19 protein-coding genes are annotated in these 21,629 nt (G+C 74.5%); 15 read left to right on the top strand and 4 right to left on the bottom strand.

The features are described 5' to 3' along the window. The 7 genes from P3H78_RS02155 to P3H78_RS02125 all read left to right on the top strand — a co-directional run bounded on the left by P3H78_RS02155 (position 1) and on the right by P3H78_RS02125 (position 7,981). Positions 1 to 1,128, top strand: a complete 1,128-nt coding sequence (locus P3H78_RS02155; RefSeq protein WP_276106982.1) for a nitronate monooxygenase — start codon at positions 1 to 3, stop codon at positions 1,126 to 1,128. Continuing rightward, positions 1,125 to 1,865, top strand: a complete 741-nt coding sequence (locus tag P3H78_RS02150; RefSeq protein WP_276106981.1) for a 16S rRNA (uracil(1498)-N(3))-methyltransferase — start codon at positions 1,125 to 1,127, stop codon at positions 1,863 to 1,865. The genes P3H78_RS02155 and P3H78_RS02150 overlap by 4 nt, the downstream gene beginning before the upstream one ends. A gap of 16 nt (positions 1,866 to 1,881) precedes the next feature. Next, positions 1,882 to 2,274: a VOC family protein gene (locus P3H78_RS02145; RefSeq protein ID WP_276106980.1), complete on the top strand. Its 393-nt coding sequence runs from the start codon at positions 1,882 to 1,884 to the stop codon at positions 2,272 to 2,274. Positions 2,275 to 2,364: 90 nt separating this feature from the next. Next, complete coding sequence (locus P3H78_RS02140; protein ID WP_276106979.1) at positions 2,365 to 5,607, top strand: S41 family peptidase; 3,243 nt, start codon at positions 2,365 to 2,367, stop codon at positions 5,605 to 5,607. A 40-nt stretch (positions 5,608 to 5,647) separates the two neighbouring features. Continuing rightward, positions 5,648 to 6,001 (top strand): HIT domain-containing protein, encoded by a 354-nt coding sequence (locus P3H78_RS02135; protein ID WP_276106978.1) that lies wholly within the window; start codon positions 5,648 to 5,650, stop codon positions 5,999 to 6,001. Between the two features lie 30 nt (positions 6,002 to 6,031). Beyond that, positions 6,032 to 6,937, top strand: coding sequence for a ribonuclease Z (locus tag P3H78_RS02130; protein ID WP_276106977.1), 906 nt, complete (start codon positions 6,032 to 6,034; stop codon positions 6,935 to 6,937). Between the two features lie 45 nt (positions 6,938 to 6,982). Beyond that, positions 6,983 to 7,981: an adenosine deaminase gene (locus tag P3H78_RS02125; protein WP_276106976.1), complete on the top strand. Its 999-nt coding sequence runs from the start codon at positions 6,983 to 6,985 to the stop codon at positions 7,979 to 7,981. A gap of 50 nt (positions 7,982 to 8,031) precedes the next feature. Here the strand turns inward: P3H78_RS02125 and P3H78_RS02120 are convergent, their stop codons facing one another. After that, the gene (locus P3H78_RS02120) at positions 8,032 to 9,360 is read right to left on the bottom strand and encodes an MFS transporter (RefSeq protein WP_276106975.1); all 1,329 of its coding nucleotides are present in this window, start codon (positions 9,358 to 9,360) and stop codon (positions 8,032 to 8,034) included. A 528-nt stretch (positions 9,361 to 9,888) separates the two neighbouring features. On the opposite strand from P3H78_RS02120, the gene P3H78_RS02115 reads away from it, so the two are divergent. The 6 genes from P3H78_RS02115 to P3H78_RS02090 all read left to right on the top strand — a co-directional run bounded on the left by P3H78_RS02115 (position 9,889) and on the right by P3H78_RS02090 (position 16,865). Then, positions 9,889 to 11,055 (top strand): carbohydrate kinase family protein, encoded by a 1,167-nt coding sequence (locus P3H78_RS02115; RefSeq protein ID WP_438827894.1) that lies wholly within the window; start codon positions 9,889 to 9,891, stop codon positions 11,053 to 11,055. A 309-nt stretch (positions 11,056 to 11,364) separates the two neighbouring features. Next, complete coding sequence (locus P3H78_RS02110) at positions 11,365 to 13,452, top strand: glycoside hydrolase family 31 protein (protein ID WP_438827893.1); 2,088 nt, start codon at positions 11,365 to 11,367, stop codon at positions 13,450 to 13,452. 160 nt (positions 13,453 to 13,612) lie between these two features. Further along, positions 13,613 to 14,692, top strand: coding sequence for a PhoH family protein (locus P3H78_RS02105; RefSeq protein WP_276106974.1), 1,080 nt, complete (start codon positions 13,613 to 13,615; stop codon positions 14,690 to 14,692). A 12-nt stretch (positions 14,693 to 14,704) separates the two neighbouring features. Beyond that, the gene (gene ybeY / locus P3H78_RS02100; RefSeq protein WP_276106973.1) at positions 14,705 to 15,202 is read left to right on the top strand and encodes an rRNA maturation RNase YbeY; all 498 of its coding nucleotides are present in this window, start codon (positions 14,705 to 14,707) and stop codon (positions 15,200 to 15,202) included. Next, on the top strand, positions 15,199 to 16,509 hold the full coding sequence (locus P3H78_RS02095) for a hemolysin family protein (RefSeq protein ID WP_276106972.1): 1,311 nt from the start codon (positions 15,199 to 15,201) through the stop codon (positions 16,507 to 16,509). Before ybeY ends, P3H78_RS02095 begins: the two co-directional genes overlap by 4 nt. After that, the gene (locus P3H78_RS02090; protein ID WP_276106970.1) at positions 16,506 to 16,865 is read left to right on the top strand and encodes an MmcQ/YjbR family DNA-binding protein; all 360 of its coding nucleotides are present in this window, start codon (positions 16,506 to 16,508) and stop codon (positions 16,863 to 16,865) included. The genes P3H78_RS02095 and P3H78_RS02090 overlap by 4 nt, the downstream gene beginning before the upstream one ends. Here P3H78_RS02090 and P3H78_RS02085 read toward each other — a convergent pair. Continuing rightward, on the bottom strand, positions 16,827 to 18,278 hold the full coding sequence (locus P3H78_RS02085) for an MFS transporter (protein WP_276106969.1): 1,452 nt from the start codon (positions 18,276 to 18,278) through the stop codon (positions 16,827 to 16,829). The two genes, P3H78_RS02090 and P3H78_RS02085, sit on opposite strands and share 39 nt — an antisense overlap. A gap of 93 nt (positions 18,279 to 18,371) precedes the next feature. Between P3H78_RS02085 and P3H78_RS02080 the strand changes: the two genes are divergently transcribed. Both P3H78_RS02080 and P3H78_RS02075 read left to right on the top strand, forming a co-directional pair. Beyond that, positions 18,372 to 19,247, top strand: a complete 876-nt coding sequence (locus P3H78_RS02080) for a helix-turn-helix transcriptional regulator (protein ID WP_276106968.1) — start codon at positions 18,372 to 18,374, stop codon at positions 19,245 to 19,247. Positions 19,248 to 19,332: 85 nt separating this feature from the next. Then, complete coding sequence (locus tag P3H78_RS02075) at positions 19,333 to 19,695, top strand: cytidine deaminase-like protein (protein ID WP_276106967.1); 363 nt, start codon at positions 19,333 to 19,335, stop codon at positions 19,693 to 19,695. A 158-nt stretch (positions 19,696 to 19,853) separates the two neighbouring features. On the opposite strand, the gene P3H78_RS02070 is transcribed toward P3H78_RS02075, so the two are convergent. Continuing rightward, positions 19,854 to 20,192 carry a P-II family nitrogen regulator gene (locus P3H78_RS02070; RefSeq protein WP_276106966.1) on the bottom strand — a complete coding sequence of 113 codons (339 nt, stop codon included), beginning with the start codon at positions 20,190 to 20,192 and terminating at the stop codon, positions 19,854 to 19,856. Next, on the bottom strand, positions 20,189 to 21,544 hold the full coding sequence (locus tag P3H78_RS02065; protein WP_438827892.1) for an ammonium transporter: 1,356 nt from the start codon (positions 21,542 to 21,544) through the stop codon (positions 20,189 to 20,191). Before P3H78_RS02065 ends, P3H78_RS02070 begins: the two co-directional genes overlap by 4 nt. Between the last annotated feature and the right edge of the window lie 85 nt (positions 21,545 to 21,629).

The following is a 21,629-nucleotide window of genomic DNA, read 5'->3' as shown; positions in this document are numbered from 1 at the left end:
ATGTCCTTGGCTCTGACCGGTCTCCTGCCGTACCCGATCGTGCAGGCCCCGATGGCGGGCGGCGTGTCCGTGCCGCAGCTCGCCGCGGCGGTCTCCGACGCCGGCGGCCTCGGGTTCCTCGCCGCCGGTTACAAGACCGCCGACGGCATGTACCAGGAGATCAAGCAGCTGCGCGGGCTGACCGGCCGCCCCTTCGGCGTGAACGTGTTCCTCCCGCAGCCGGAGACCCCCGGAGCGGCCGCCGGCGCCACCGCGGCGGCCGGCACCGTGCCGCCCTCGGGCGCCGTCGACCTCTACGCCCACCAGCTGGCCGGGGAGGCCGGCTGGTACGACACCGAACTCGGCGACCCCGACAGCGGGCGCGACGACGGCTACGACGCCAAACTGGCGGTGCTCCTGGACAACCCGGTGCCGGTGGTCTCCTTCCACTTCGGCGTGCCGGCCCCCGCCGTCGTGGACGCCCTGCACCGCGCCGGCACCCTCGTCCTGGTCACCGCGACCACCGCCGACGAGGCGGTGGCCGTGCAGCGGTCCGGCGCCGACGCCGTGATCGCGCAGGGCGCGGAGGCCGGCGGCCACCGGGGCAGCCACCGCGACACGCCGGAGACCGACGGTGCCGCCGTCGGCCTGCTCGCGCTCGTCGCGCAGGTCCGGGAGACGGTGGACCTTCCGGTGGTCGCCGCGGGCGGCATCATGCGCGGCAGCCAGATCGCCGCCGTCCTCGCGGCCGGTGCGAGCGCCGCCCAGCTGGGCACCGCGTTCCTGGCCACCCCCGAGTCCGGTGCGCACGCCCTGCACAAGCGGGCGCTGACCGACCCGGTGTTCCCGCGCACCGAGCCGACCCGCGCGTTCTCCGGGCGCCCGGCGCGCGGCCTGGTCAACCGCTTCGTGCGCGAGCACGGCCCCTACGCCCCGGCCGCGTACCCCGAGGTGCACCACCTCACCGCGCCGCTGCGGAAGGCGGCCGCGCGGGCGGGGGACGCGCAGGGCATGGCGCTGTGGGCGGGGCAGGGGCACCGCATGGCCCGTGATCTGCCCGCCGGCCGGCTGGTGGAGGTCCTGGCCGCCGAACTCGATGCCGCCAGGAGGGCGTTGGCGGCCCGCCCGGCAGGAGGTGAGGGGCGATGACCGCTCCGGTGTTCGTGGTCGAGGACCTGGCGTCCGGCACGTCCGGCCCGTACGTCCTCGACGGCCCCGAGGGGCGGCACGCCGTCTCCGTGAAGCGGCTGCAGCCCGGGGAGGCCGTCGTGCTCACCGACGGCGCCGGGCGGTGGGCCACCGGCGAGGTGACCGGCACCGAGGGCAAGGACCGGCTGCTGGTCCGCCTGGCCGAGGTGGCCGAGGAGGCGCCCGGGGCGCCGCGGATCACCGTCGTCCAGGCGCTGCCCAAGGGCGACCGGGGCGAGCTGGCCGTGGAGACCATGACCGAGGTCGGCGTCGACCGGATCGTGCCGTGGGCGGCGTCCCGCTGCATCACGCAGTGGCGGGGCGACCGGGGCCTGAAGGCGCTCGGCAAGTGGCGCTCGACGGCCCGCGAGGCCGGCAAGCAGTCCCGACGGGTCCGCTTCCCCGAGGTCGCGGACGCCGCGACGACCAAGGAGGTGGCCCGGCTGCTCGCCGGCGCGGACTTCGCCGCCGTACTGCACGAGAGCGGCGACAGGCCGCTGGCCACCGCCGATCTCCCCCCGGACGGCGAGATCGTGCTCGTCGTCGGGCCCGAAGGGGGCGTCTCCCCCGATGAGTTGGCGCTGTTCGCCGACGCCGGTGCGCTGCCCCACCGGCTCGGGCGTAGCGTGTTGCGCACATCGACCGCCGGGACGGCGGCGGCCGCGCTGCTGCTCGGCCGCTCCGGACGGTGGTCCTGAGCCCAGGGGGACGGCCGTGGAACTCGCCCAGGTCCGGCTGCTCGTCACCGACTTCGCCGCCTGCTACCGCTTCTACGCCGAGGTGCTCGGCCTGAAGCCGCAGTCCGGGGCGGAGCGGGGACCGTACGAGAAGTTCAGCCCCGCCACCGGCTCCGCCGGGATCGCGCTGCAGGACCGCGCGATGATGGCGCGGCTCCTGGGCGAACTGGGCGACACCGCGACCGGGCACCGCTCGCTGGTGGTGCTCCGGGTGGACGACCTCGACACCTACTGCGCGGAGATATCCGCGCGCGGCGCGGACGTCCTGCACGGCCCCGCCGCCCTGACCGAGCGCATGCGGGTGGCCCACCTGAAGGACCCGGAGGGCAACCTCGTCGAACTCCAGGAATGGCTCCTCCTCCGCGGCTGACACCCTGTTGCCGCCGCGGCGCGCGGCCCGGCGCCGGCGAGGTGATCGAAACCCCTGTCCGTGCAGGCCGACGCTGCGTAGGGTGATCGTGTGACCCAGTCCGCATCCTCCTCGTACCTCCGGTTCCCGCACCTGCACGGCGAGTTGGTCGCCTTCACCGCCGAGGACGACGTGTGGCTCGCCCCCCTCGACGGCGGACGCGCCTGGCGGGTCAGCGCCGACAACGTCCCGGTGACCCGGCCCCGCATCTCGCCGGACGGCACCGCGCTCGCCTGGGCCTCCACCCGGGACGGCGCCCCCGAGGTGCACGTCGCCCCCGTCGAGGGCGGACCCGCCCGGCGCCTCACCCACTGGGGCAGCCGGCAGACCCAGGTCCGCGGCTGGACCCCGGACGGCGAGGTCCTCGCGATCACCACCCACGGCCAGGCGAGCCTGCGCCGCACCTGGGCCCGCGCCGTCCCGCTGGACGGCGGTCCGGCCGCCGTGCTGCCCTACGGGCCCGTCGGCCATGTCGCCCACGGCCCGCACACCGTGCTGCTGTCCGCGCCGATGGGCCGCGAGGCGGCCTGGTGGAAGCGCTACCGGGGCGGCACCGCGGGCAAGTTGTGGATCGACCGCGGCGAGGGCGCGGACGCCGGGGAGTTCGTCCGGCTGCACGAGGACCTCGACGGCAACATCGAGGACCCGGTGTGGGCCGGCGGCCGCATCGCCTTCCTCTCCGACCACGAGGGCACCGGCGCCCTCTACTCCTCCCTCCCCGACGGCTCCGACCTGCGCCGGCACACCCCCCTCGGCGACACCCCGGGGGCCGGCTTCTACGCCCGGCACGCGTCCGGCGACGGCACCCGCGTCGTCTACGCCAGCGCCGGGGAGCTGTGGCTGCTGGACGACCTCGACGGCGCCGAGCCCCGCCGGCTGGACGTCCGGCTCGGCGGCGCCCGCACCGACCTGCGGCCCCACCCGCTGAACGCCGCCCACTGGTTCGACCACGCGACACCCGACCACACCGCGCGCGGCAGCGCGGTCGCGGTGCGCGGCGCCGTCCACTGGGTCACCCACCGCGCCGGACCGGCGCGCGCCCTGGCCGCCGTGCCCGGCGTGCGGGCCCGGATGCCGCGCACCTTCCGCGCCGACGGCGAGGAGTGGGTGGTGTGGGTGACGGACGCCGAGGGCGAGGACGCCCTGGAGTTCGCACCCGCCACCGGCGTGCCCCTCGGCGCCACCCCGCGCCGGCTCGCCGCCGGGCGGCTCGGCCGCGTCCTGGAGCTGGCCATGGCCCCCGACGGCAGCCGCGCCGCCGTCGCCGCGCACGACGGGCGGCTGCTGCTCGTCGAGCGTGCGACCGGGGAGGTCCGCGAGGTCGACCGCAGCGAGGACGGCGACGTCGGCGACCTCGCCTTCTCGCCCGACTCCGGCTGGCTCGCCTGGTCGCACCCCGGACCGCGCCCGCTCAGCCAGCTCCGGCTCGCCCACACCACCGACCTGACGGTCACCGAGGCCACTCCGCTGCGCTTCCGGGACTTCGCGCCGGCGTTCACCCTGGACGGCAGGCACCTCGCCTTCCTGTCGAACCGGTCCTTCGACCCGGTCTACGACGAGCACGTCTTCGATCTCGCGTTCGTGGAGGGCACCCGCCCGCACCTGATCACGCTGGCGGCGGCCACCCCGTCGCCGTTCGGCCCGCAGCGGCACGGCCGCTCCTTCGACTCCCCGGACCGGGGCGGGACCCCGGACAGCGAGGGCATCCCGGTCACCCGCGTCGACCTGGAGGGGCTCGCCGACCGCATCGTGCCGTTCCCGGTCGAGGCCGCCCGCTACACCACCCTGAGAGCCGCCAAGGACGGCGTGCTGTGGCTGCGCCACCCGGTGCGGGGCGTCCTCGGCGCCACCCGCGCCACGCCCGACGACCCCGACCCGCGAACCGAGCTGGAGCGCTTCGACCTCGTCCAGCAGCGCCTGGAGCACCTGGCCGCCGACGCCGACCACGTCGAGGTCAGCGGCGACGGCCGGCGGGTCCTGCTGTGGACCGACGGCAAGCTCAAGGTGGTGCCCAGCGACCGGCGCGCCTCCGGCGACGACGACAGCGACTCGAACATCACCGTCGACCTCGGCCGCGTCCGGCAGACGGTCGAACCGGCCGCCGAGTGGCGGCAGATGTACGAGGAGACCGGGCGGCTGATGCGACAGAACTTCTGGCGCCCCGACCTGGGGGGCGTGGACTGGGACGGCGTCCTGGACCGCTACCGGCCCCTCCTGGACCGCATCGCCACCCACGACGACCTGGTCGACCTGCTGTGGGAGGTCCACGGCGAACTCGGCACCTCCCACGCCTACGTCACCCCGCGCGGCGGCGGCCGCCGCGCCCGCCAGGGACTGCTGGGCGCGGACCTCTCCCGCCACGAGGACGGCACCTGGCGCATCGACCGCGTGCTGCCGTCGGAGACCTCCGACCCGCACGCCCGCAGCCCGCTCGCCGCACCCGGCGTCGCGGTGCGCGCCGGGGACGCGGTCGCCGCGGTCGGCGGGCACCCGGTCGACCCGGTGACGGGCCCCGGCCCGCTGCTGGTCGGCACGGCGGGCCGGCCCGTCGAGCTGACCGTCTCGCCGGCCGGCGGGGGAGAGCCGCGGCACGTCGTGGTCGTCCCGGTCGAGGACGAGGAGCCGCTGCGCTACCACGCCTGGGTCGCCGACCGCCGGGCCTACGTCCACGAGCGGTCCGGGGGCCGCCTCGGCTATCTCCACGTCCCCGACATGCAGGCGCCCGGCTGGGCGCAGATCCACCGCGACCTGCGCGTCGAGGTGGCCCGCGAGGGGCTCGTCGTCGACGTCCGCGAGAACCGCGGCGGCCACACCTCCCAGCTGGTCGTGGAGAAGCTGGCCCGCCGGATCGTCGGCTGGGACCTGCCGCGCGGCATGCGCGCGGAGAGCTATCCGAGCGACGCTCCCCGCGGTCCCGTCGTCGCCGTCGCCAACGAGTTCTCCGGCTCCGACGGCGACATCGTCAACGCGGCGATCCGGGCGCTCGGCATCGGCCCGGTCGTCGGCACCCGCACCTGGGGCGGGGTCGTCGGCATCGACAGCCGCCACCACCTCGTCGACGGCACCCTGGTCACCCAGCCCAAGTACGCCTTCTGGCTGGAGGGGTACGGCTGGGGCGTGGAGAACCACGGCGTCGACCCGGACGTGGAGGCGGTGCAGCGTCCGCAGGACCACGCGGCCGGGCGGGACGTCCCGCTGGACGAGGCGATCCGGCTGGCGCTGGCCGCCCTGGAGGAACACCCGGCGAAGACGCCGCCGGACATCCCGGAACCGGGCCCGCGCACGGCTCGGTAGCATGCCCCCGTACTGATCGACCGGCGTGAGGAGGCACCCGATGGCAGGGGAGCCGCAGGACGACTGCCTGTTCTGCAAGATCGTGGCGGGGCAGGTCCCGGCGACCATCGTCCGCGAGACGGAGACCACCGTCGCCTTCCGTGACATCAACCCCCAGGCGCCCACGCACGTCCTGGTGATCCCGAAGGCGCACCACCGCGACGCCGCCGCCCTGGCCGCCGCCGACCCGGCCCTCGCCGCGGACGTCCTGCGCGAGACCCAGGCCGTCGCCGACGAGGACAAGCTGGAGAGCTACCGCGTCGTCTTCAACACCGGCGCCGGCGCCGGCCAGACCGTCTGGCACGCGCACGCCCACGTCGTCGGCGGCCGCGGCCTCCAGTGGCCCCCCGGCTAGGGCCGCGGGAAGAGGAGAGGCCCGGGCCCCATGTCCGTCCGTGAACTCGTCGTCCTCGGCACCGCCAGCCAGGTGCCGACACGGCACCGCAACCACAACGGCTACCTGCTGCGCTGGGACGGCGAGGGCATCCTGTTCGACCCGGGCGAGGGCACCCAGCGCCAGATGCTGCGGGCCGGCGTCGCCGCGCACGACGTCAACCGGATCTGCATCACCCACTTCCACGGCGACCACTGCCTGGGCCTGCCCGGGGTGATCCAGCGCATCAACCTCGACCGGGTGCCGCACCCGGTCACCGCGCACTACCCGCGCTCCGGCCGGGCGTTCTTCGACCGGCTGCGGTACGCCACCGCGTACCGGGAGACGGTCGCGCTGGAGGAGGTGCCGGCCGACGCCGACGGCGACCTCGCCACCACGCCGGCGTACACGCTCCAGACGCGCCGGCTGTCCCATCCGGTGGAGTCCTTCGGCTACCGCCTCGTCGAGCCCGACGGGATCCGCATGCTCCCCGCGGAGCTCGCCGCGCACGGCATCTCCGGTCCGGACGTCGGCCGCATCCGGCGCGAGGGCGCGCTGGGCGGGGTGACCCTGGCGGAGGTGAGCGAGGTGCGCCGCGGACAGCGGTGCGCGTTCGTCATGGACACCCGGCTGTGCGAGGGCGTGTACGCCCTTGCGGAGGGCTGCGACCTGCTCGTCGTCGAGTCGACCTTCCTCGACGAGGACGCCCCGCTCGCCGAGGAGCACGGCCATCTGACGGCGGGACAGGCCGCCCGGGTGGCAAGGGAGTCGGGGGTGCGGCACCTGCTGCTCACCCACTTCAGTCAGCGCTACACCGACCCCGGGGAGTTCGAGCGGCAGGCCCGGGCCGCCGGGTACGAGGGGGAGCTGACCGTGGCCCGCGACCTCATGCGCGTGCCGGTTCCGCGACGACGCTGAACGTGGCATTCCGTATCGCTCGCCGCGCGCCCGTACGATGCTGCGATGCCCCTCCCCAAAGCTGAACTGCACCTCCACGTCGAGGGCACCCTCGAACCCGACCTGGCCTTCGAGCTGGCCGCCCGCAACGGCGTGGCGCTGCCGTACGCCGACACCGAGGACCTGCGCACCGCGTACCGGTTCGAGGACCTCCAGTCCTTCCTGAACCTGTACTACGAGCTGATGGCCGTGCTGCGCACCGAGCGCGACTTCGAGGACCTCGCCAACGCCTACCTGGCCCGGGCCGCGGCGCAGGGCGTGCGGCACGCGGAGATCTTCTTCGACCCGCAGGCGCACCTGGCCCGCGGGGTCGCGATGGGCACGGTCGTCGAGGGGCTGTGGCGGGCGCTCGGCCGCAGCGAGGAGAACCACGGCGTCTCCACCCAGCTCATCCTGTGCTTCCTGCGCGACGAGTCCGCCGAGTCGGCCCTCGCCACCCTGCGGGCCGCCGAGCCGTACCTCGACCGGATCTCGGGCGTCGGCCTGGACTCGGCCGAGGTGGGGCATCCGCCGGCGAAGTTCCGGGAGGTGTACGAGGCGGCCGCCGCGCTCGGCCTGCGGCGCGTGGCGCACGCCGGCGAGGAGGGCCCGCCGGAGTACATCACCGAGGCGCTGGACGTGCTCGGCGTGGAGCGCATCGACCACGGCCTGCGCTGCATGGAGGACCCGGCGCTGGTCGAGCGGCTGGTCCGGGAACGGATCCCGCTGACCCTGTGCCCGCTGTCCAACGTACGGCTGCGCACGGTCGACACCCTCGCCGACCACCCGCTGCCCGCGATGCTCGACGCGGGCCTGCTGTGCACCGTCAACTCCGACGACCCCGCCTACTTCGGCGGTTACGCGGGCGACAACTTCGACGCGGTGCGCGGCACCCTCGGCCTGACCGGGGAGCGCCTGCGCGAGCTGGCCCGCAACTCCTTCGTCGCCTCCTTCCTGGAGCACGACGAGGAGCGCCGCCGGCGCTACCTCGCCGAGGTGGAGGCCTACGAGTTCCCGAAGGACTGAACCGGCCGGCGCCGGTCCCGGGCAGTTCCCGGGACCGGCGCTGTACCGGCCTAGACCGCGGCGCCCGGTCCGTGCAGGGGGCCCGCCGTGTCGTAGGCCGGACGGGTGGGCAGCGCGGCGGTGCCCACCGGGATCTCCACCACCGGCTGTTCGGGGGCGCCGAGCTGCGGGACCGCGCCCGTGGGGGCTCCTGCGGAGACGGCGAGCAGGGCGGCCGGGGCCCCGCCGCGGCGGCGGACCGTGCCGGGCAGCAGCGGCCGCCCGCCGGTGTGCAGCGCGACGGCGGTCATCGGCAGCGCGACCACCAGGAGGCCGACGGCCAGCACCGCGCCCATCGCCGGGAAGCCCGACTGCGCGGAGAGCACGCTGCCGGCCAGCGGGCCCACGGCCGTGCCCAGCGACGAGGCCGAGCCGACCAGCACCGCCCAGCGGCCCTTCGGGTCGAGCGAGGCGGCCAGACCGATCAGGTACGACAGGACCACCGGGTAGAGCGCGTTCCAGGAGATCTCGCCGCCCGCGAAGGTCCGCAGGTCGGTGGCGGAGGAGCTGAGCACGATGCAGCCGGCGATGAGCGCCGTGCCGGCGCCGATCGGCAGCGCCCGGCCGATCCGCGGCCCCAGCGCCCCGGCGCCGAGCACGCCCAGCAGCCCGGCGCCCAGCGCGACCGCGAAGACCGCGCCGACGGTGACCTCGCCGAGGTGCGCCTGGACCAGGCCGATCCGGCCGCTGACGCCCCACAGGGAGTTCTGGGCGAGGGACCAGCAGAGCATGGCGGCGGCGAGCACCAGGCCGGAGCGGCGGTGCGGCAGCCGCGCGGTGTCCTGCACGGCCGTCCGGGCGGCGGTGCGTTCGGGGAGCCGGCCGGTGAGCGGCCACACGGCGAGCGCGGTGAGCGCGATCGCGGCCGGGGGCTGCCCGTGTCCGGGCCCGAGATGAGGCACCGTCAGGTAGAGGAGGCCGGCGAGCGCGGAGACGCAGAGCAGGCCGAAGGTCGAGATCCGGTGCGGATCCCGCTGGGCGGCGATGCCGGTCGCGGCGACCGTGGTGGCCGTGCCGGATCCGAACCCGCCGACGACCAGGCCGGCGACGACCACCGGCACGGAGTCGCTCAGGGCGGCCACGCCGTAGCCGGCGACGGCGAGGGCGAGGCCGGTCCGGGCGAGGGTGCGGGCGCCGATCCGCTCGACGCGGGAGGCGAGGAGGAACCCGGCCGACGCCGAGCTCAGCAGCAGGGCGCTGCCGACGGCTCCGGCCTGGGTCGCGGACAGCGGCAGTCCGGTGTCCAGGCGGCCGACCGTGGTGGGCAGCAGGTAGGAGGCGAGGTACCCGGCCGTGAAAAGGGCAACGAGCGGCCAGGGGAGGGTGCGGGGGGCGGACACGGGCGTTCCCAGGGCATGCGAAAGGAGCGGTTGGAAGGGGGGAGGGGCGCCGACCGTCGACGGACAGGAACGCGCGCGAAATTTGTATCAAGCACGGAGTGGGCTCGGAGACACCGGGGGCTGTGATCTGAACCACATTCAGTTTGTGGGCGGAGTGCCGGGGTAGACGAGCGGGTTTCGGTGCGGATGCGGCGCACGCCGGTGGCCCCGCGCCTCCGCCTCCGTCCGTGCCCGGGCCTCCGCGCCACCGCGCCCGCACGAACCCCGTCGTCCCGGGACGGACCGGACCCGGCGCCGGCCAACCGGACCGTCCGCTGGAGGAGTTGCGCGCCCCGGCGGGCGAGAGGCCGCGGCAGGGGTGCGCCCGTGCCGCAGCCGGGCCGCCGGCGCCAGCGGCCCGTCGCCCCGGACCGGCCCCGCCCTCCGGTGCCGGACCGGGCGGGCGGCCGTCGCGGGACGCGCACCGGGCCGCCCGCCCGGACCGGTGGTGCACACTGGCCTGATCCGCACCACGTCAGGGAGCGCACCGTGACCGCGTCCAACGCCTCCGCCGGAGAGGGACCGGAGTACCCGGAGTACATCCTCGGAACACCCCACGCCCACGGCCGGGTCGATCCCCTGGCCGCCCTGCGCGCCCCGGACGACCCGCCCTGGGACGTCTACCTGACCGGCCCCGTCTTCCTCGACATCATCTTCACCGGCCTCGACTCCGCCCCGGTGCGCGGCACCGAGTCCTGGGCCCGCGGCATGGGGTCGAGCCCCGGCGGCGTGGCCAACATGGCGACCGCGCTGGCCCGTCTCGGCCTGCGCACCTCCCTCGCGGCCGCCTTCGGCGACGACCACTACGGCGAGTACTGCTGGGACGCGCTCGAACAGGGCGAGGGCATCGACCTCTCCCCGTCGGCCACCGTGCCCGGCTGGCACTCCCCGGTCACCGTCTCGATGGCGTACGAGGGCGAGCGCACGATGGTCTCCCACGGCCACGAACCACCGCCCGACGCCGTCCGGCTCCACCAGGACGCCTCCGGCGGCCCGCCCCGGGCGCGCGCCGCCGTCGCCTCGCTGACCCCCGGCGAGCGGGCCCCCTGGGTCGCGGCAGCCGCCGCCCGCGGCACCCGCGTCTTCGCCGACGTCGGCTGGGACGACACCGGCGCCTGGGACCTCGCCGGCCTCGCCGACCTGGAGCACTGCGAGGCGTTCCTGCCCAACGCCGAGGAGGCGATGCGCTACACGGGCACCGACTGCCCCCGCGCCGCCGCCCGCGCCCTCACCGCGCACGTCCCGCTGGCGGTCGTCACCCTGGGCGCCGAGGGCGCCTACGCGGTGGACCGGCGCACCGGGGAGACCGCCGAGGTCCCCGCGATCGAGGTCGAGGCGCTGGACCCCACGGGCGCGGGCGACGTCTTCGTGGCCGGCTTCGTCACCGGCACCCTGGCCGGCTGGCCGCTCGCCGACCGGCTCGCCTTCGCGGGCCTCACGGCCGCGCTGTCGGTGCAGGAGTTCGGCGGCTCGCTGTCCGCGCCCGGCTGGTCCGAGGTCGCCGCCTGGTGGCGCCGGGTCCAGTCGGTGGACGGCCAGGACCCGGCCGCCCTGCGCCGGTACGCCTTCCTGGAGGGCCTGGTGCCGGAGGCCGACGTCGAACCCTGGCCGCGGCGGAGGGCCGTGCCCACGATCGGCTTCCGCAGGTCGGCTTGACGCCCCCGCCCCGGCTCCCGTCCTCGCCCCCGGTCCGGCGGCCGGTCCGCGCGGCCGTGCCCGGATCCCGCTCCGGACTGCTCATACCGGGCTGACGGGCACTCACCGTCCGGGCGGGAGTTCGGCGTACCTCCATGTCGCTGCGCCCTGCCCGTCACCCGCCCGTGACACGCTCCCCATCGGAGCCCGCCGTTGACAGATGACGTTAACCGCTCAATTATCGGCAGAATCAAGCACGATTTTGCACGGGCCCTGCTCCTCCTGACCCATGACTCCCGCCGAGACTCCCTCCGTCGAAGGACATGCGTCGTGCGCAGACCAATTCGCAGCCCCCATGTGCTCCTCGCCGCCCTGCTCCTGACCCTCGCCCTCCCCGTCGGACCCGCCGCCCCCACCACCGCCCAGGCCGCCCCACAGAGGCCCGGCCCCACGGTCGCCGCCACCGCCTCCGGTCCCGTCCTGACCGTCCCGCCCAGCGGCAACGCCCCCGGCTACTCGGTCCATGTGACGGCCGCTCAGCTGTCCCTGGACGTCCGCCGCGCCGGGCACACCGTGCTGGCCGGCGCCGGCGGCGCCACCGGAGCCCTCCGCTTCCGCACCGGCGGCACCTGGCAGCACGCCACCCGCCTGACCCGCTGGACCTTCGGGAACGGCGTCCTCGCCCTGACCGCCGCCACCACCGCCCCCGGCGCCACCGTCGAGGCCCGGGTGACCCCCGCCGCCGACCGCTACCGGCTCGAATGGCAGGTGAAGGGCGCCGCCGCCGACCGCCTCGGCCTCGCCTACGCACTGGCGTCCGCCGGGCACTGGTACGGCCACGGGGAGGCCCAGACGCCCACCGGCGGCCCCGCCACCGACCAGCCCTGGCCGCTCGACTCCGGACAGGTCGTCCACCCGGGCTTCAGCCCGGCCTCGTACTACATGATCGACCCGTTCTGGTACACCTCGGACGCCACCGGACTGCGCGTCGACACCGGGCACGTCATGGACGTGGCCATCAACCAGCAGGACGACGGCCTCGGCCGCTTCGACGTCGAGTCCGCCGAGCCCTACCGGGCCACGGTCTTCGTGGAGTCCACGCCCCTGGAGGTCTACCGCGACTACGTCGGCATCGTGGGCAAGCCCGCCAAGAGCGACGCCACCGACGCGCAGTACGCCGATCCGGTGTGGAACTCGTGGGCGCAGTTCTACACCCACGTCGACCAGGCCAAGCTCCTCTCCTACGCCCGCGCCCTGCACGACCACGGCGTCCGCGGCCACACCCTCCAGCTCGACGACAAGTGGGAGTCCGACTACGGGAACATGACCTTCGACGCGAAGGCCTACCCCGACCCCGCCGCCATGTCCCGCACCATCCACTCCCTCGGCTTCGACTTCGGCCTCTGGGTGACGCTCTGGATCAACCTCGACTCCGACCAGTACCGGTACGCCGCCGACCACGGATACCTGCTCAAGGACGCCGCCGGCACCGCCAGGCCGTGCACCGTCACCTGGTGGAACGGCACCGCGGGGATCATCGACCTCGCCAACCCCGACGCCCGCGCCTGGTACGTCGGCCGGCTCCACCACCTGATGAGCACCTACGGCATCGACGGGCTGAAGTTCGACACCCGCTTCTTCGACGACCGCTGCGCCCCCCACCCCGGGTACAAGCCCACCGACTACCAGCGGCTCGGCGCCGAACTCGCCGACGGCTTCGACCTCCAGGGCGTCGGCATCCGGGTGCACTGGGACACCACCGCCCACCGCGCCGGATTCGTCACCCGGCAGGTCGACAAGGGCACCGGCTGGAACTCGCTGCGGGCCTCCGTCACGCAGAACCTGGCCATCTCGACCATCGGCTACCCCTTCGTCACCACCGACATGATCGGCGGCTCCAGCGGGCAGCCCGCGCCGAGCAAGCAGGTCCTGGTGCGCTGGGCCCAGTCGGCCGCCCTGCAGCCGCTCATGTACGCCTCGACCTCGCCCGTCGACACCGTCGACGTCACCACCGGCAAGAAGGTGACCTACGACCGGGAGACCGTCGACCTCTACCGCGCGGCGATCGCCCGCCACGAACGCCTGGCGCCCTACATCCGCGACCAGGTGCGGCAGACCCTGCGCACCGGCGACCCGATCATGCGGCCGCTGTTCTTCGACTTCCCGAAGGACCCAGCCGGCTACACGGTCACCGACGAGTGGCTGCTCGGCCCGGCCGTCCTGGCCGCCCCCCAGCTCACCCCCGGGGGGTCCCGGACCGTGCACCTGCCGCAGGGGACCTGGTACGACGTCGTCCACGGCACCACCCTGCACGGCCCGCGGACCCTCACGGGCTACGGCACCCCGCTCGGCACCACGCCCGTCTTCGTGCGCCGCGGCGCCCCGGGCGCGGACAAGGCACTGCGCGCGCTGCGCTGACCCGGAGCGCCGGCACCCGGGGGCCGGGCCGCTCCGCCCGGCCCCCGCACCGAAAAGCCCTACGGCCCCGCCCGTGCCCCGTCGTACCCTGGGAGACGCGAGGCCGCCCTCAGCCGTGCGGCCCTGACGAGGAGGAATCACAGGCCTTCAGCGCCGGCCCATGACTCAGACACCCACAGCCCACACCCCCGAGCAGGGGAAGGCCAGAGCACAGATCACCGTCCCCGCCCAGCACCCCATGGTGACCGTGCTGGGGTCGGGCGACTCCCTGCTGCGCATCATCGAGCGGGCGTTCCCGGGCGCCGACATCCACGTCCGGGGCAACGAGATCAGCGCGGTCGGCGAGGCCGCGGACGTCGCCCTCATCCAGCGCGTGTTCGACGAGATGATGCTGGTGCTCCGCACCGGGCAGCCGATGACGGAGGACGCAGTGGAACGCTCGATCGCCATGCTCAAGGCGAGCGGGAACGGGGAGGGCGACGGCCAGGAGACCCCGGCCGAGGTCCTCACACAGAACATCCTGTCCTCGCGCGGGCGCACCATCCGCCCCAAGACGCTCAACCAGAAGCGCTACGTCGACGCGATCGACAAGCACACCGTCGTCTTCGGCATCGGCCCGGCGGGCACCGGCAAGACCTACCTCGCCATGGCCAAGGCGGTGCAGGCGCTGCAGTCCAAGCAGGTCAACCGCATCATCCTCACCCGCCCGGCGGTCGAGGCCGGCGAGCGCCTGGGCTTCCTCCCGGGCACCCTCTACGAGAAGATCGACCCCTACCTGCGCCCGCTGTACGACGCGCTGCACGACATGCTCGACCCCGACTCCATCCCGAGGCTGATGGCCGCGGGCACCATCGAGGTCGCCCCGCTGGCCTACATGCGGGGCCGCACGCTCAACGACGCCTTCATCATCCTGGACGAGGCGCAGAACACGAGCCCCGAGCAGATGAAGATGTTCCTCACCCGCCTCGGCTTCGACTCGAAGATCGTGATCACGGGCGACGTCACCCAGGTGGACCTGCCGAGCGGCACCAAGTCCGGGCTGCGCCAGGTGCAGGAGATCCTGGAGGGCCTCGAGGACGTCCACTTCTCCCGCCTGTCCTCCCAGGACGTCGTCCGGCACAAGCTGGTGGGCCGTATCGTCGACGCGTACGAGAAGTACGACAGCACGCACGGCACCGAGAACGGCGCCCGCCAGGGCGCGGGCCGCGGCAAGCCCGGCCACGGGCACAAGGGGAAGTAGACCAGCACGACCATGTCGATCGACGTCAACAACGAGTCCGGAACCGAGGTCGACGAGCAGGCGATCCTCGACATCGCCCGCTACGCGCTCGCGCGGATGCGCATCCACCCGCTCTCCGAGCTCTCGGTGATCGTGGTGGACGCCGACGCCATGGAGCAGCTGCACATCCAGTGGATGGACCTGCCCGGGCCGACGGATGTCATGTCCTTCCCGATGGACGAGCTGCGTCCCCCGGCCAAGGACGAGGAGGAGCCCCCGCAGGGCCTGCTCGGCGACATCGTGCTCTGCCCCGAGGTCGCCACGAAGCAGGGCGCCGAGGCCCCGACGCAGCACACCATGGACGAGGAGCTCCAGCTCCTCACCGTCCACGGTGTGCTGCACCTGCTCGGCTACGACCACGAGGAACCGGACGAGAAGGCCGAGATGTTCGGCCTGCAGGCCGCCATCGTGGACGGCTGGCGCGCGGAGAAGGGCATCACCGGCCCGTCCCCTGCCCCGACCGTCTCATGAGCCCGCAGATCGTCCTCGGCGCGATCGCGCTCGTCGTCGTCGCGTGGCTCGCCGCCTGTGCGGAGGCGGGCCTCGCGCGCGTCTCCAGCTTCCGCGCCGAGGAGGCGGTGAAGTCCGGCCGCCGCGGCGGCGCCAAGCTCGCGCAGATCGCCGCCGACCCGACCCGCTACCTCAACGTGGCCCTGCTGGTCCGCGTCACCTGCGAGATGGCGGCGGCCGCGCTGGTCACCTACGCCTGCCTGGAGGAGTTCTCCGACACCGCCGAGGCCCTCGTCGTCGCCATCGCGGTGATGGTGCTGGTCTCCTACGTCGCCGTCGGGGTCTCCCCGCGCACCATCGGCCGCCAGCACCCGCTGAACACCGCGACCGCGGCGGCGTACGTGCTGCTGCCGCTGGCCCGCATCATGGGCCCGATCCCGCCGCTGCTGATCCTCATCGGCAACGCGCTCACCCCGGGCAAGGGCTTCCGCCGCGGCCCCTTCGCCTCCGAGGCGGAGCTGCGGGCCATGGTCGACCTCGCCGAGCAGGAGTCGCTGATCGAGGACGAGGAGCGCCGGATGGTGCACTCGGTGTTCGAGCTCGGCGACACCCTGGTGCGGGAGGTGATGGTGCCGCGCACCGACCTCGTGGTCATCGAGCGCTACAAGACCATCCGTCAGGCCCTCACCCTCGCCCTGCGGTCCGGGTTCTCGCGCATCCCGGTCACCGGTGAGAGCGAGGACGACGTCGTCGGGATGGTGTACCTGAAGGACCTGGTCCGCAAGACGCACATCAGCCGGGACGCCGAGAGCGAGCTGGTCTCCACGGCCATGCGCCCCGCGGTCTTCGTGCCCGACACCAAGAACGCCGGCGACCTCCTGCGCGAGATGCAGAAGGAGCGCAACCACGTCGCCGTCGTCATCGACGAGTACGGCGGCACGGCCGGCATCGTCACCATCGAGGACATCCTCGAGGAGATCGTCGGCGAGATCACCGACGAGTACGACCGGGAACTGCCGCCGGTGGAGGACCTCGGCGACGACCGCTTCCGTGTCACCGCCCGCCTCGACATCACCGACCTGGGCGAGCTGTACGGCCTGGAGGAGTACGACGACGAGGACGTGGAGACCGTCGGCGGCCTCCTCGCCAAGGCCCTGGGCCGGGTGCCCATCGCCGGGGCGTCGGCCGTCGTGGAGGTCCCCGACGGCCGGGAGCTGCGCCTGACCGCGGAGGCTTCGGCCGGCCGCCGGAACAAGATCGTGACGGTGCTCGTCGAACCCCTGAAGCCGCCGGCCGCGCCGGACGGCGAGGAGGGGGCGCCGGAGTGACCCCGCAGGAGCTCCGCTCCCTCTGCCTGTCCTTCGACGCGGCCGGGGAGGACTTCCCCTTCGGCCCGGAGACCTCCGTCTTCAAGGTCGCGGGCCGGCTGTTCGCCCTGTCGGCGCTCGACGCCCGCCCGCTGAAGGCCAACCTCAAGTGCGACCCGGAGGACGCGGTCCGGCTGCGCACCGAGCACGAGGGACTGATCGTGCCCGGCTGGCACATGAACAAGCGCCACTGGAACACGGTCACCGTCGACGCCGGACTCCCGGACCGGCTGGTCCGGGAGCTGATCGAGGACTCCTACGACCTGGTGGTGGCGGGACTACCGCGGGCCGAGCGGCTCCGTCTCGACCGGCCCTGAGGCGGCCCGCCGGCCCCGCAGTCCGGCGGCGACCGCCGCGGCCGCGGCGAGGACGATCACCGCGTCCAGCGCCAGCACCGTGTGCACGCCCGCCGTCAGGTCCGCGGACGTCGTGGCGAGCACGCCCAGGAGCGGGATGCCCACGGTGAGGCCGACCTGCTGGGTCGAGGTGACCAGCCCGGTGGCCAGGCCCTGCTTCTCGTCGGGGACGCCGGAGGTGACCGTCAGCCCGTAGGAGACGATCGCGCCCAGGTGGCACATGCTCGCCAGGGACACGGCCGCGGTGGCCAGGACCACCGACCAGGGGCCCGCGTCCAGGCCGAGCAGCGCGGCGGTCAGCACGCCCTGTCCCGCCAGCGAGCCGGCCAGGGTGCGCCGGGCGCCGAAGCGCCCGACGACCCGGGGGGCCAGCGAGCCCGCCAGCGCCGACATCAGGCCCTGGACGCCGAAGACCAGGCCCGCCCCGAACGCCGACAGCCGCAGCACCTCCTGCAGGTACAGGGTCAGGACGAAGACCACCGTCGACATCATCGAGAAGGTGACCAGCCCGCCCAGGTTCCCCCACGCGACCGTGCGGCGCCGCAGCATCGGCAGCGAGACCAGCGGAGCGTCGGAACGGGCCTCCACCGCCGTGAACAGGGCGATCAGCAGGACGCCGGCGGTCAGCGGGGCGACGACGTCGGCGCCGCCGAAGCCGCGGTCGGCGGCCGTGGTCAGGGCGTAGATCAGGCAGAGCAGACCGCCGGTGACGGTGACGGCGCCGGGTACGTCGAGGCGGGGCCGGTGCGGGGTCCGCGACTCCGACAGCAGACCGGGGGCCAGCGGCAGCACGACCAGCGTGCACAGGGACAGCAGCCCCATCGTCGAGCGCCAGCCGAGGGTGTCCGTGAGGACGCCGCCCGCCAGCATGCCGACGGTGAAGCCGAGCGAGAGCAGCGTGCCGGAGATGCCGAGGGCGCGGTCGCGGGCCGGGCCCTCCGGGAAGGTCGTGGTCAGCAGGGACATGCCGGTCGGGACGATCGCCGCCGCGCCGAGCCCCTGGAGCGCACGGCCGGTGAGGAGGGTCGCCGGGTCCGGGGCGAGGGCGGCCAGCAGCGAGGCCGCGCCGAAGAGCGCCAGGCCGGTCAGGAACAGCCTGCGCCGGCCGTAGAGGTCGCCCACGCGGCCGAGGAGCAGCAGGAACCCGCCGGAGGGCAGCGCGAAGGCCGTCACCGCCCACTGCAGCGCCGACCGGCTCATGCCGAGGTCGGTGCCGAGGGCGGGCAGGGCGACGTTCAGGACGGAGAAGTCCAGCGCGACCATGAACTGGGCCGCGCACAGCACGAAGAGGACCAGGGTGTCGCGCGTCGACAGCCGGGCGGTGTCGGACGGTTCTGGCCGGGAGGGGGCCGGGGTGGTGGTGTCGATCGCCATGACCCCAGCGTCGGCCGGGCGGAACGCCCGCGGGGAGAGCGTGCTTATGGTGGTGGCGGCACCACCAGCCGGAATACGAGGGGGAGTTCCAGGATGGCCGAGGACGTGACGGGGAGTCGTCGGCGCGCCGAGCTGCGCGCGTTCCTGATGAGCCGGAGGGCCCGGGTCTCCCCGGCCGAGGCCGGACTGCCGGCCGGCGGGTCCCGGCGCCGCACACCGGGGCTGCGCCGGGAGGAGGTGGCCGTGCTCGCGGGGGTGGGCGCCTCCTGGTACCAGTGGCTGGAGCAGGGCCGGGACATCTCCGTCTCGCCGCAGGTGCTGAACTCCGTGGCCCGGGTGCTGCGGCTCGGGGACGCCGAGCGGCGCCACCTGTACGTGCTGGCCGGGCTCAACCCGCCCGCGCCCGAAGTGGCCCCGGAGCGGCGGGACATGTGCGACGGTCTGCGGCGTCTGATCGACACGTGGATGCCGTATCCGGCCCACATCATGGACCGGTACTACACCTGCGTGATGTACAACGAGGCGGCCGCGGCCGTGCTCGGCATGGGGCCCGGCGGCTCGCAGAACTGCCTGGTCGACTTCTTCACCGACCCTCTGTACCGCGCCCGCAGCCGGAGCTGGGAGAGCAACGCGCGGGCCGTGGTGGCGCAGTTCCGGGCCGCGTGCGCCGCCGCCCCCGGCGACGAGGGCCTGCAGGCCGTGCTCGCCGAGGTGAGCGCCGCCAGCGCCGAGTTCACCGCCCTGTGGGAGCAGCGGGACATCGAGGACGCCGGGCAGCTGCGCAAGGAGCTCGACCATCCGCTGGTCGGGCTGCTCAGCGTGGAGTCGACGGCGCTGAAGGTGCCGGCCCGCCCGGACCTGACGATCGTGCTGCACACGCCCCTGGACGAGGCGAACACGGCGGCGAAGCTGGAGTGGCTGGCCTCGCCGGAGGGCCGCCGCGGGGCGCTGTACCCGGTCGCCGGCTGACCGGGGTCCGGCGGGCGGCGGGGCGGGCGTCCCGGGAGGCGGGGTGAGCGGCCCGGACGCCGGGGCGGCTCCGTATGCTCGGGGCATGACCGACAGCAACGGGCTCGACCCCGAGGACCGCAAGATCGTCACTCTGGCCCGCTCGGCACGGGCCCGCAACGGTGTGCCGGAGGGCGCGGCCGTGCGCGACGACACCGGGCGCACCTATGTCGCCGGGTCGGTGCGGCTGGCGTCGCTGGAGCTGAGCGCGCTGCGGACGGCGGTCGCGATGGCGGTGGCGTCCGGGGCGACCTCGCTGGAGGCGGCGGCCGTGGTCAGCGAGGCCGGTGCCGTCGCCCCCGAGGACCTGGCCGCGGTGGGCGACCTGGGCGGCGCGGGCACCCCGGTGCTGCTGGCCGGCCCCGACGGCACGGTGCGGCAGACCGTCCCCGCGGTCCCGCAGGCCTAGGGCGGGTCCGCACAGTCCCGTCCGTGTCGCGACGCCCGCCCTGCGGGCGAACGACGCGACGTTGCGGACACGCCCCAGGACTCCGCCCGCCCGCCTACCCGTCCGTCCGCCGGACGGACGGGTAGGCGGGCGGGGCGAGAGGCCCGTGCGGCGGGTGGTCAGAGGGCGTCGGGGCCGCGTTCGCCGGTGCGGACGCGGACGACCGTCTCCACCGGCACCGCCCACACCTTGCCGTCGCCGATCTTCCCGGTCTGCGCGGCCCGGACCACCGCTTCGATGGCGGCCTCCGCGTCGGCGTCCTCCACGACGACCTCGATGCGGACCTTCGGCACCAGGTCGACCCGGTACTCGGCGCCGCGGTAGACCTCCGTGTGGCCGTGCTGGCGGCCGTACCCGCTGGCCTCGGTCACGGTCAGGCCGTGCACACCGAGCTCCTGCAGCGCGGTCTTGACCTCGTCGAGGCGGTGCGGCTTGACCACCGCGGTGATGAGCTTCATGCCTGGTACTTGACCTTCTGGGCGGGGGAGACGAGGGACGAGGCGCCGACCGCGGCGCCGTGCCCGAGGACCCCGTGATCGTAGGCCGTCTCCGCGTGCACCGTAAGGTCCAGCCCGTTCTGCTCCTCCTCCTCGCTCGCCCGGAAGCCCATCGTCCGGTCGAGCAGCTTCCCGAGGCCGTACGTCACCGCGAACGCGTACGCCGCCACGGCCGCCACGGCGAGCAGTTGCCGGCCGAGCGGGACGAGCCCGCCGCCGTAGAGCAGCCCCTCGGTCCGCCCGGTCATCTCGCGGACCGCGAAGACCCCGATGAGCAGGGTGCCGACGATGCCGCCGACCAGGTGAACGCCGACCACGTCGAGGGAGTCGTCGTAGTTCAGCCGGAACTTCCAGCCCACCGCGTAGCTGCACAGCACGCCCGCCGCCAGGCCCACCACCAGCGCGCCGAGCAGGGACACGGTGCCGCAGGACGGGGTGATCGCGACCAGGCCGGCGACCGCGCCGGAGGCCGCGCCCAGCGTCGTCGGATGGCCGTCGCGCCGCTGCTCCACGAAGAGCCAGCCGAGCAGTCCGGTGCAGCCGGCCGCCATGGTGTTGAGGAAGGCGGCGGCCGCCATGCCGTTCGCGCCGAGCGCGGAGCCCGCGTTGAAGCCGAACCAGCCGAACCAGAGCAGGCCCGCCCCCGTGACCACCATCGGCAGGTTGTGCGGGCGCATCGCGTCCTTCTTGAAGCCCAGCCGCGGCCCGAGGACCAGGCAGAGCGCCAGCCCGGAGGCGCCGGAGGTGATCTCGACGGGCAGCCCGCCCGCGAAGTCCAGCGCGCCCAGCTTCGTCGCGATCCACCCGCCGGGCCCCCACACCCAGTGCGTGACGGGAACGTAGACGAGCAGCGCCCAGACCGGCACGAAGACCAGCCAGGTGCCGAACTTCGCCCGGTCGGCCACGGCGCCGCTGATCAGCGCGGCGGTGATGACGGCGAAGGTGAGCTGGAAGGTGGCGAAGAGCAGGGTGGGCACGGTGCCGTGCACGCTGTGCGGGCCGAGCCCCGCCATCCCGGCGTGTCCCAGACCGCCGATCAGACCGGCGCCCGCGTCGTCGCCGAACGCGAGGGAGTAGCCCCCGGCCAGCCACACCACGGTCACCAGGGCGATCGAGACGAAGCTCATCATCAGCATGTTGAGGACGCTCTTCGTGCGGACCATGCCGCCGTAGAAGAGGGCCAGTCCCGGGGTCATCAGCAGGACGAGGGCGGTGGCGGCGAGCAGCCACGCGGTGTCGCCGGTGTCGACGGACGCCCGCGCGGGGGCGGCACCGAGGACGAGAGGGAGGGCGGCGGGGGTCACGGACTCCACGGACGGTCTCCTCGAAGGTGGGGGGCTCGTCCGAGGGTCACCGGCCGGCGTTTCCTGTCGCGTACGGACGTGTTTCCGTGACGTT

The organism is Streptomyces tropicalis, from assembly GCF_029269835.1.
Classification (GTDB): Bacteria; Actinomycetota; Actinomycetes; order Streptomycetales; family Streptomycetaceae; genus Streptomyces; species Streptomyces tropicalis.
This window is presented reverse-complemented; position numbering and strand designations above follow the sequence as displayed.

What these genes read in the sequence shown, in the direction of transcription:
- P3H78_RS02085 (WP_276106969.1), bottom strand. Translation starts at nt 18,278, where the DNA reads ATGGCGATCGACACCACCACCCCGGCCCCCTCCCGGCCAGAACCGTCC.
- P3H78_RS02105 (WP_276106974.1), top strand. Translation starts at nt 13,613, where the DNA reads ATGACTCAGACACCCACAGCCCACACCCCCGAGCAGGGGAAGGCCAGA.
- P3H78_RS02130 (WP_276106977.1), top strand. Translation starts at nt 6,032, where the DNA reads ATGTCCGTCCGTGAACTCGTCGTCCTCGGCACCGCCAGCCAGGTGCCG.
- P3H78_RS02150 (WP_276106981.1), top strand. Translation starts at nt 1,125, where the DNA reads ATGACCGCTCCGGTGTTCGTGGTCGAGGACCTGGCGTCCGGCACGTCC.
- P3H78_RS02095 (WP_276106972.1), top strand. Translation starts at nt 15,199, where the DNA reads ATGAGCCCGCAGATCGTCCTCGGCGCGATCGCGCTCGTCGTCGTCGCG.
- ybeY (WP_276106973.1), top strand. Translation starts at nt 14,705, where the DNA reads ATGTCGATCGACGTCAACAACGAGTCCGGAACCGAGGTCGACGAGCAG.
- P3H78_RS02125 (WP_276106976.1), top strand. Translation starts at nt 6,983, where the DNA reads ATGCCCCTCCCCAAAGCTGAACTGCACCTCCACGTCGAGGGCACCCTC.
- P3H78_RS02155 (WP_276106982.1), top strand. Translation starts at nt 1, where the DNA reads ATGTCCTTGGCTCTGACCGGTCTCCTGCCGTACCCGATCGTGCAGGCC.
- P3H78_RS02080 (WP_276106968.1), top strand. Translation starts at nt 18,372, where the DNA reads ATGGCCGAGGACGTGACGGGGAGTCGTCGGCGCGCCGAGCTGCGCGCG.
- P3H78_RS02135 (WP_276106978.1), top strand. Translation starts at nt 5,648, where the DNA reads ATGGCAGGGGAGCCGCAGGACGACTGCCTGTTCTGCAAGATCGTGGCG.
- P3H78_RS02070 (WP_276106966.1), bottom strand. Translation starts at nt 20,192, where the DNA reads ATGAAGCTCATCACCGCGGTGGTCAAGCCGCACCGCCTCGACGAGGTC.
- P3H78_RS02075 (WP_276106967.1), top strand. Translation starts at nt 19,333, where the DNA reads ATGACCGACAGCAACGGGCTCGACCCCGAGGACCGCAAGATCGTCACT.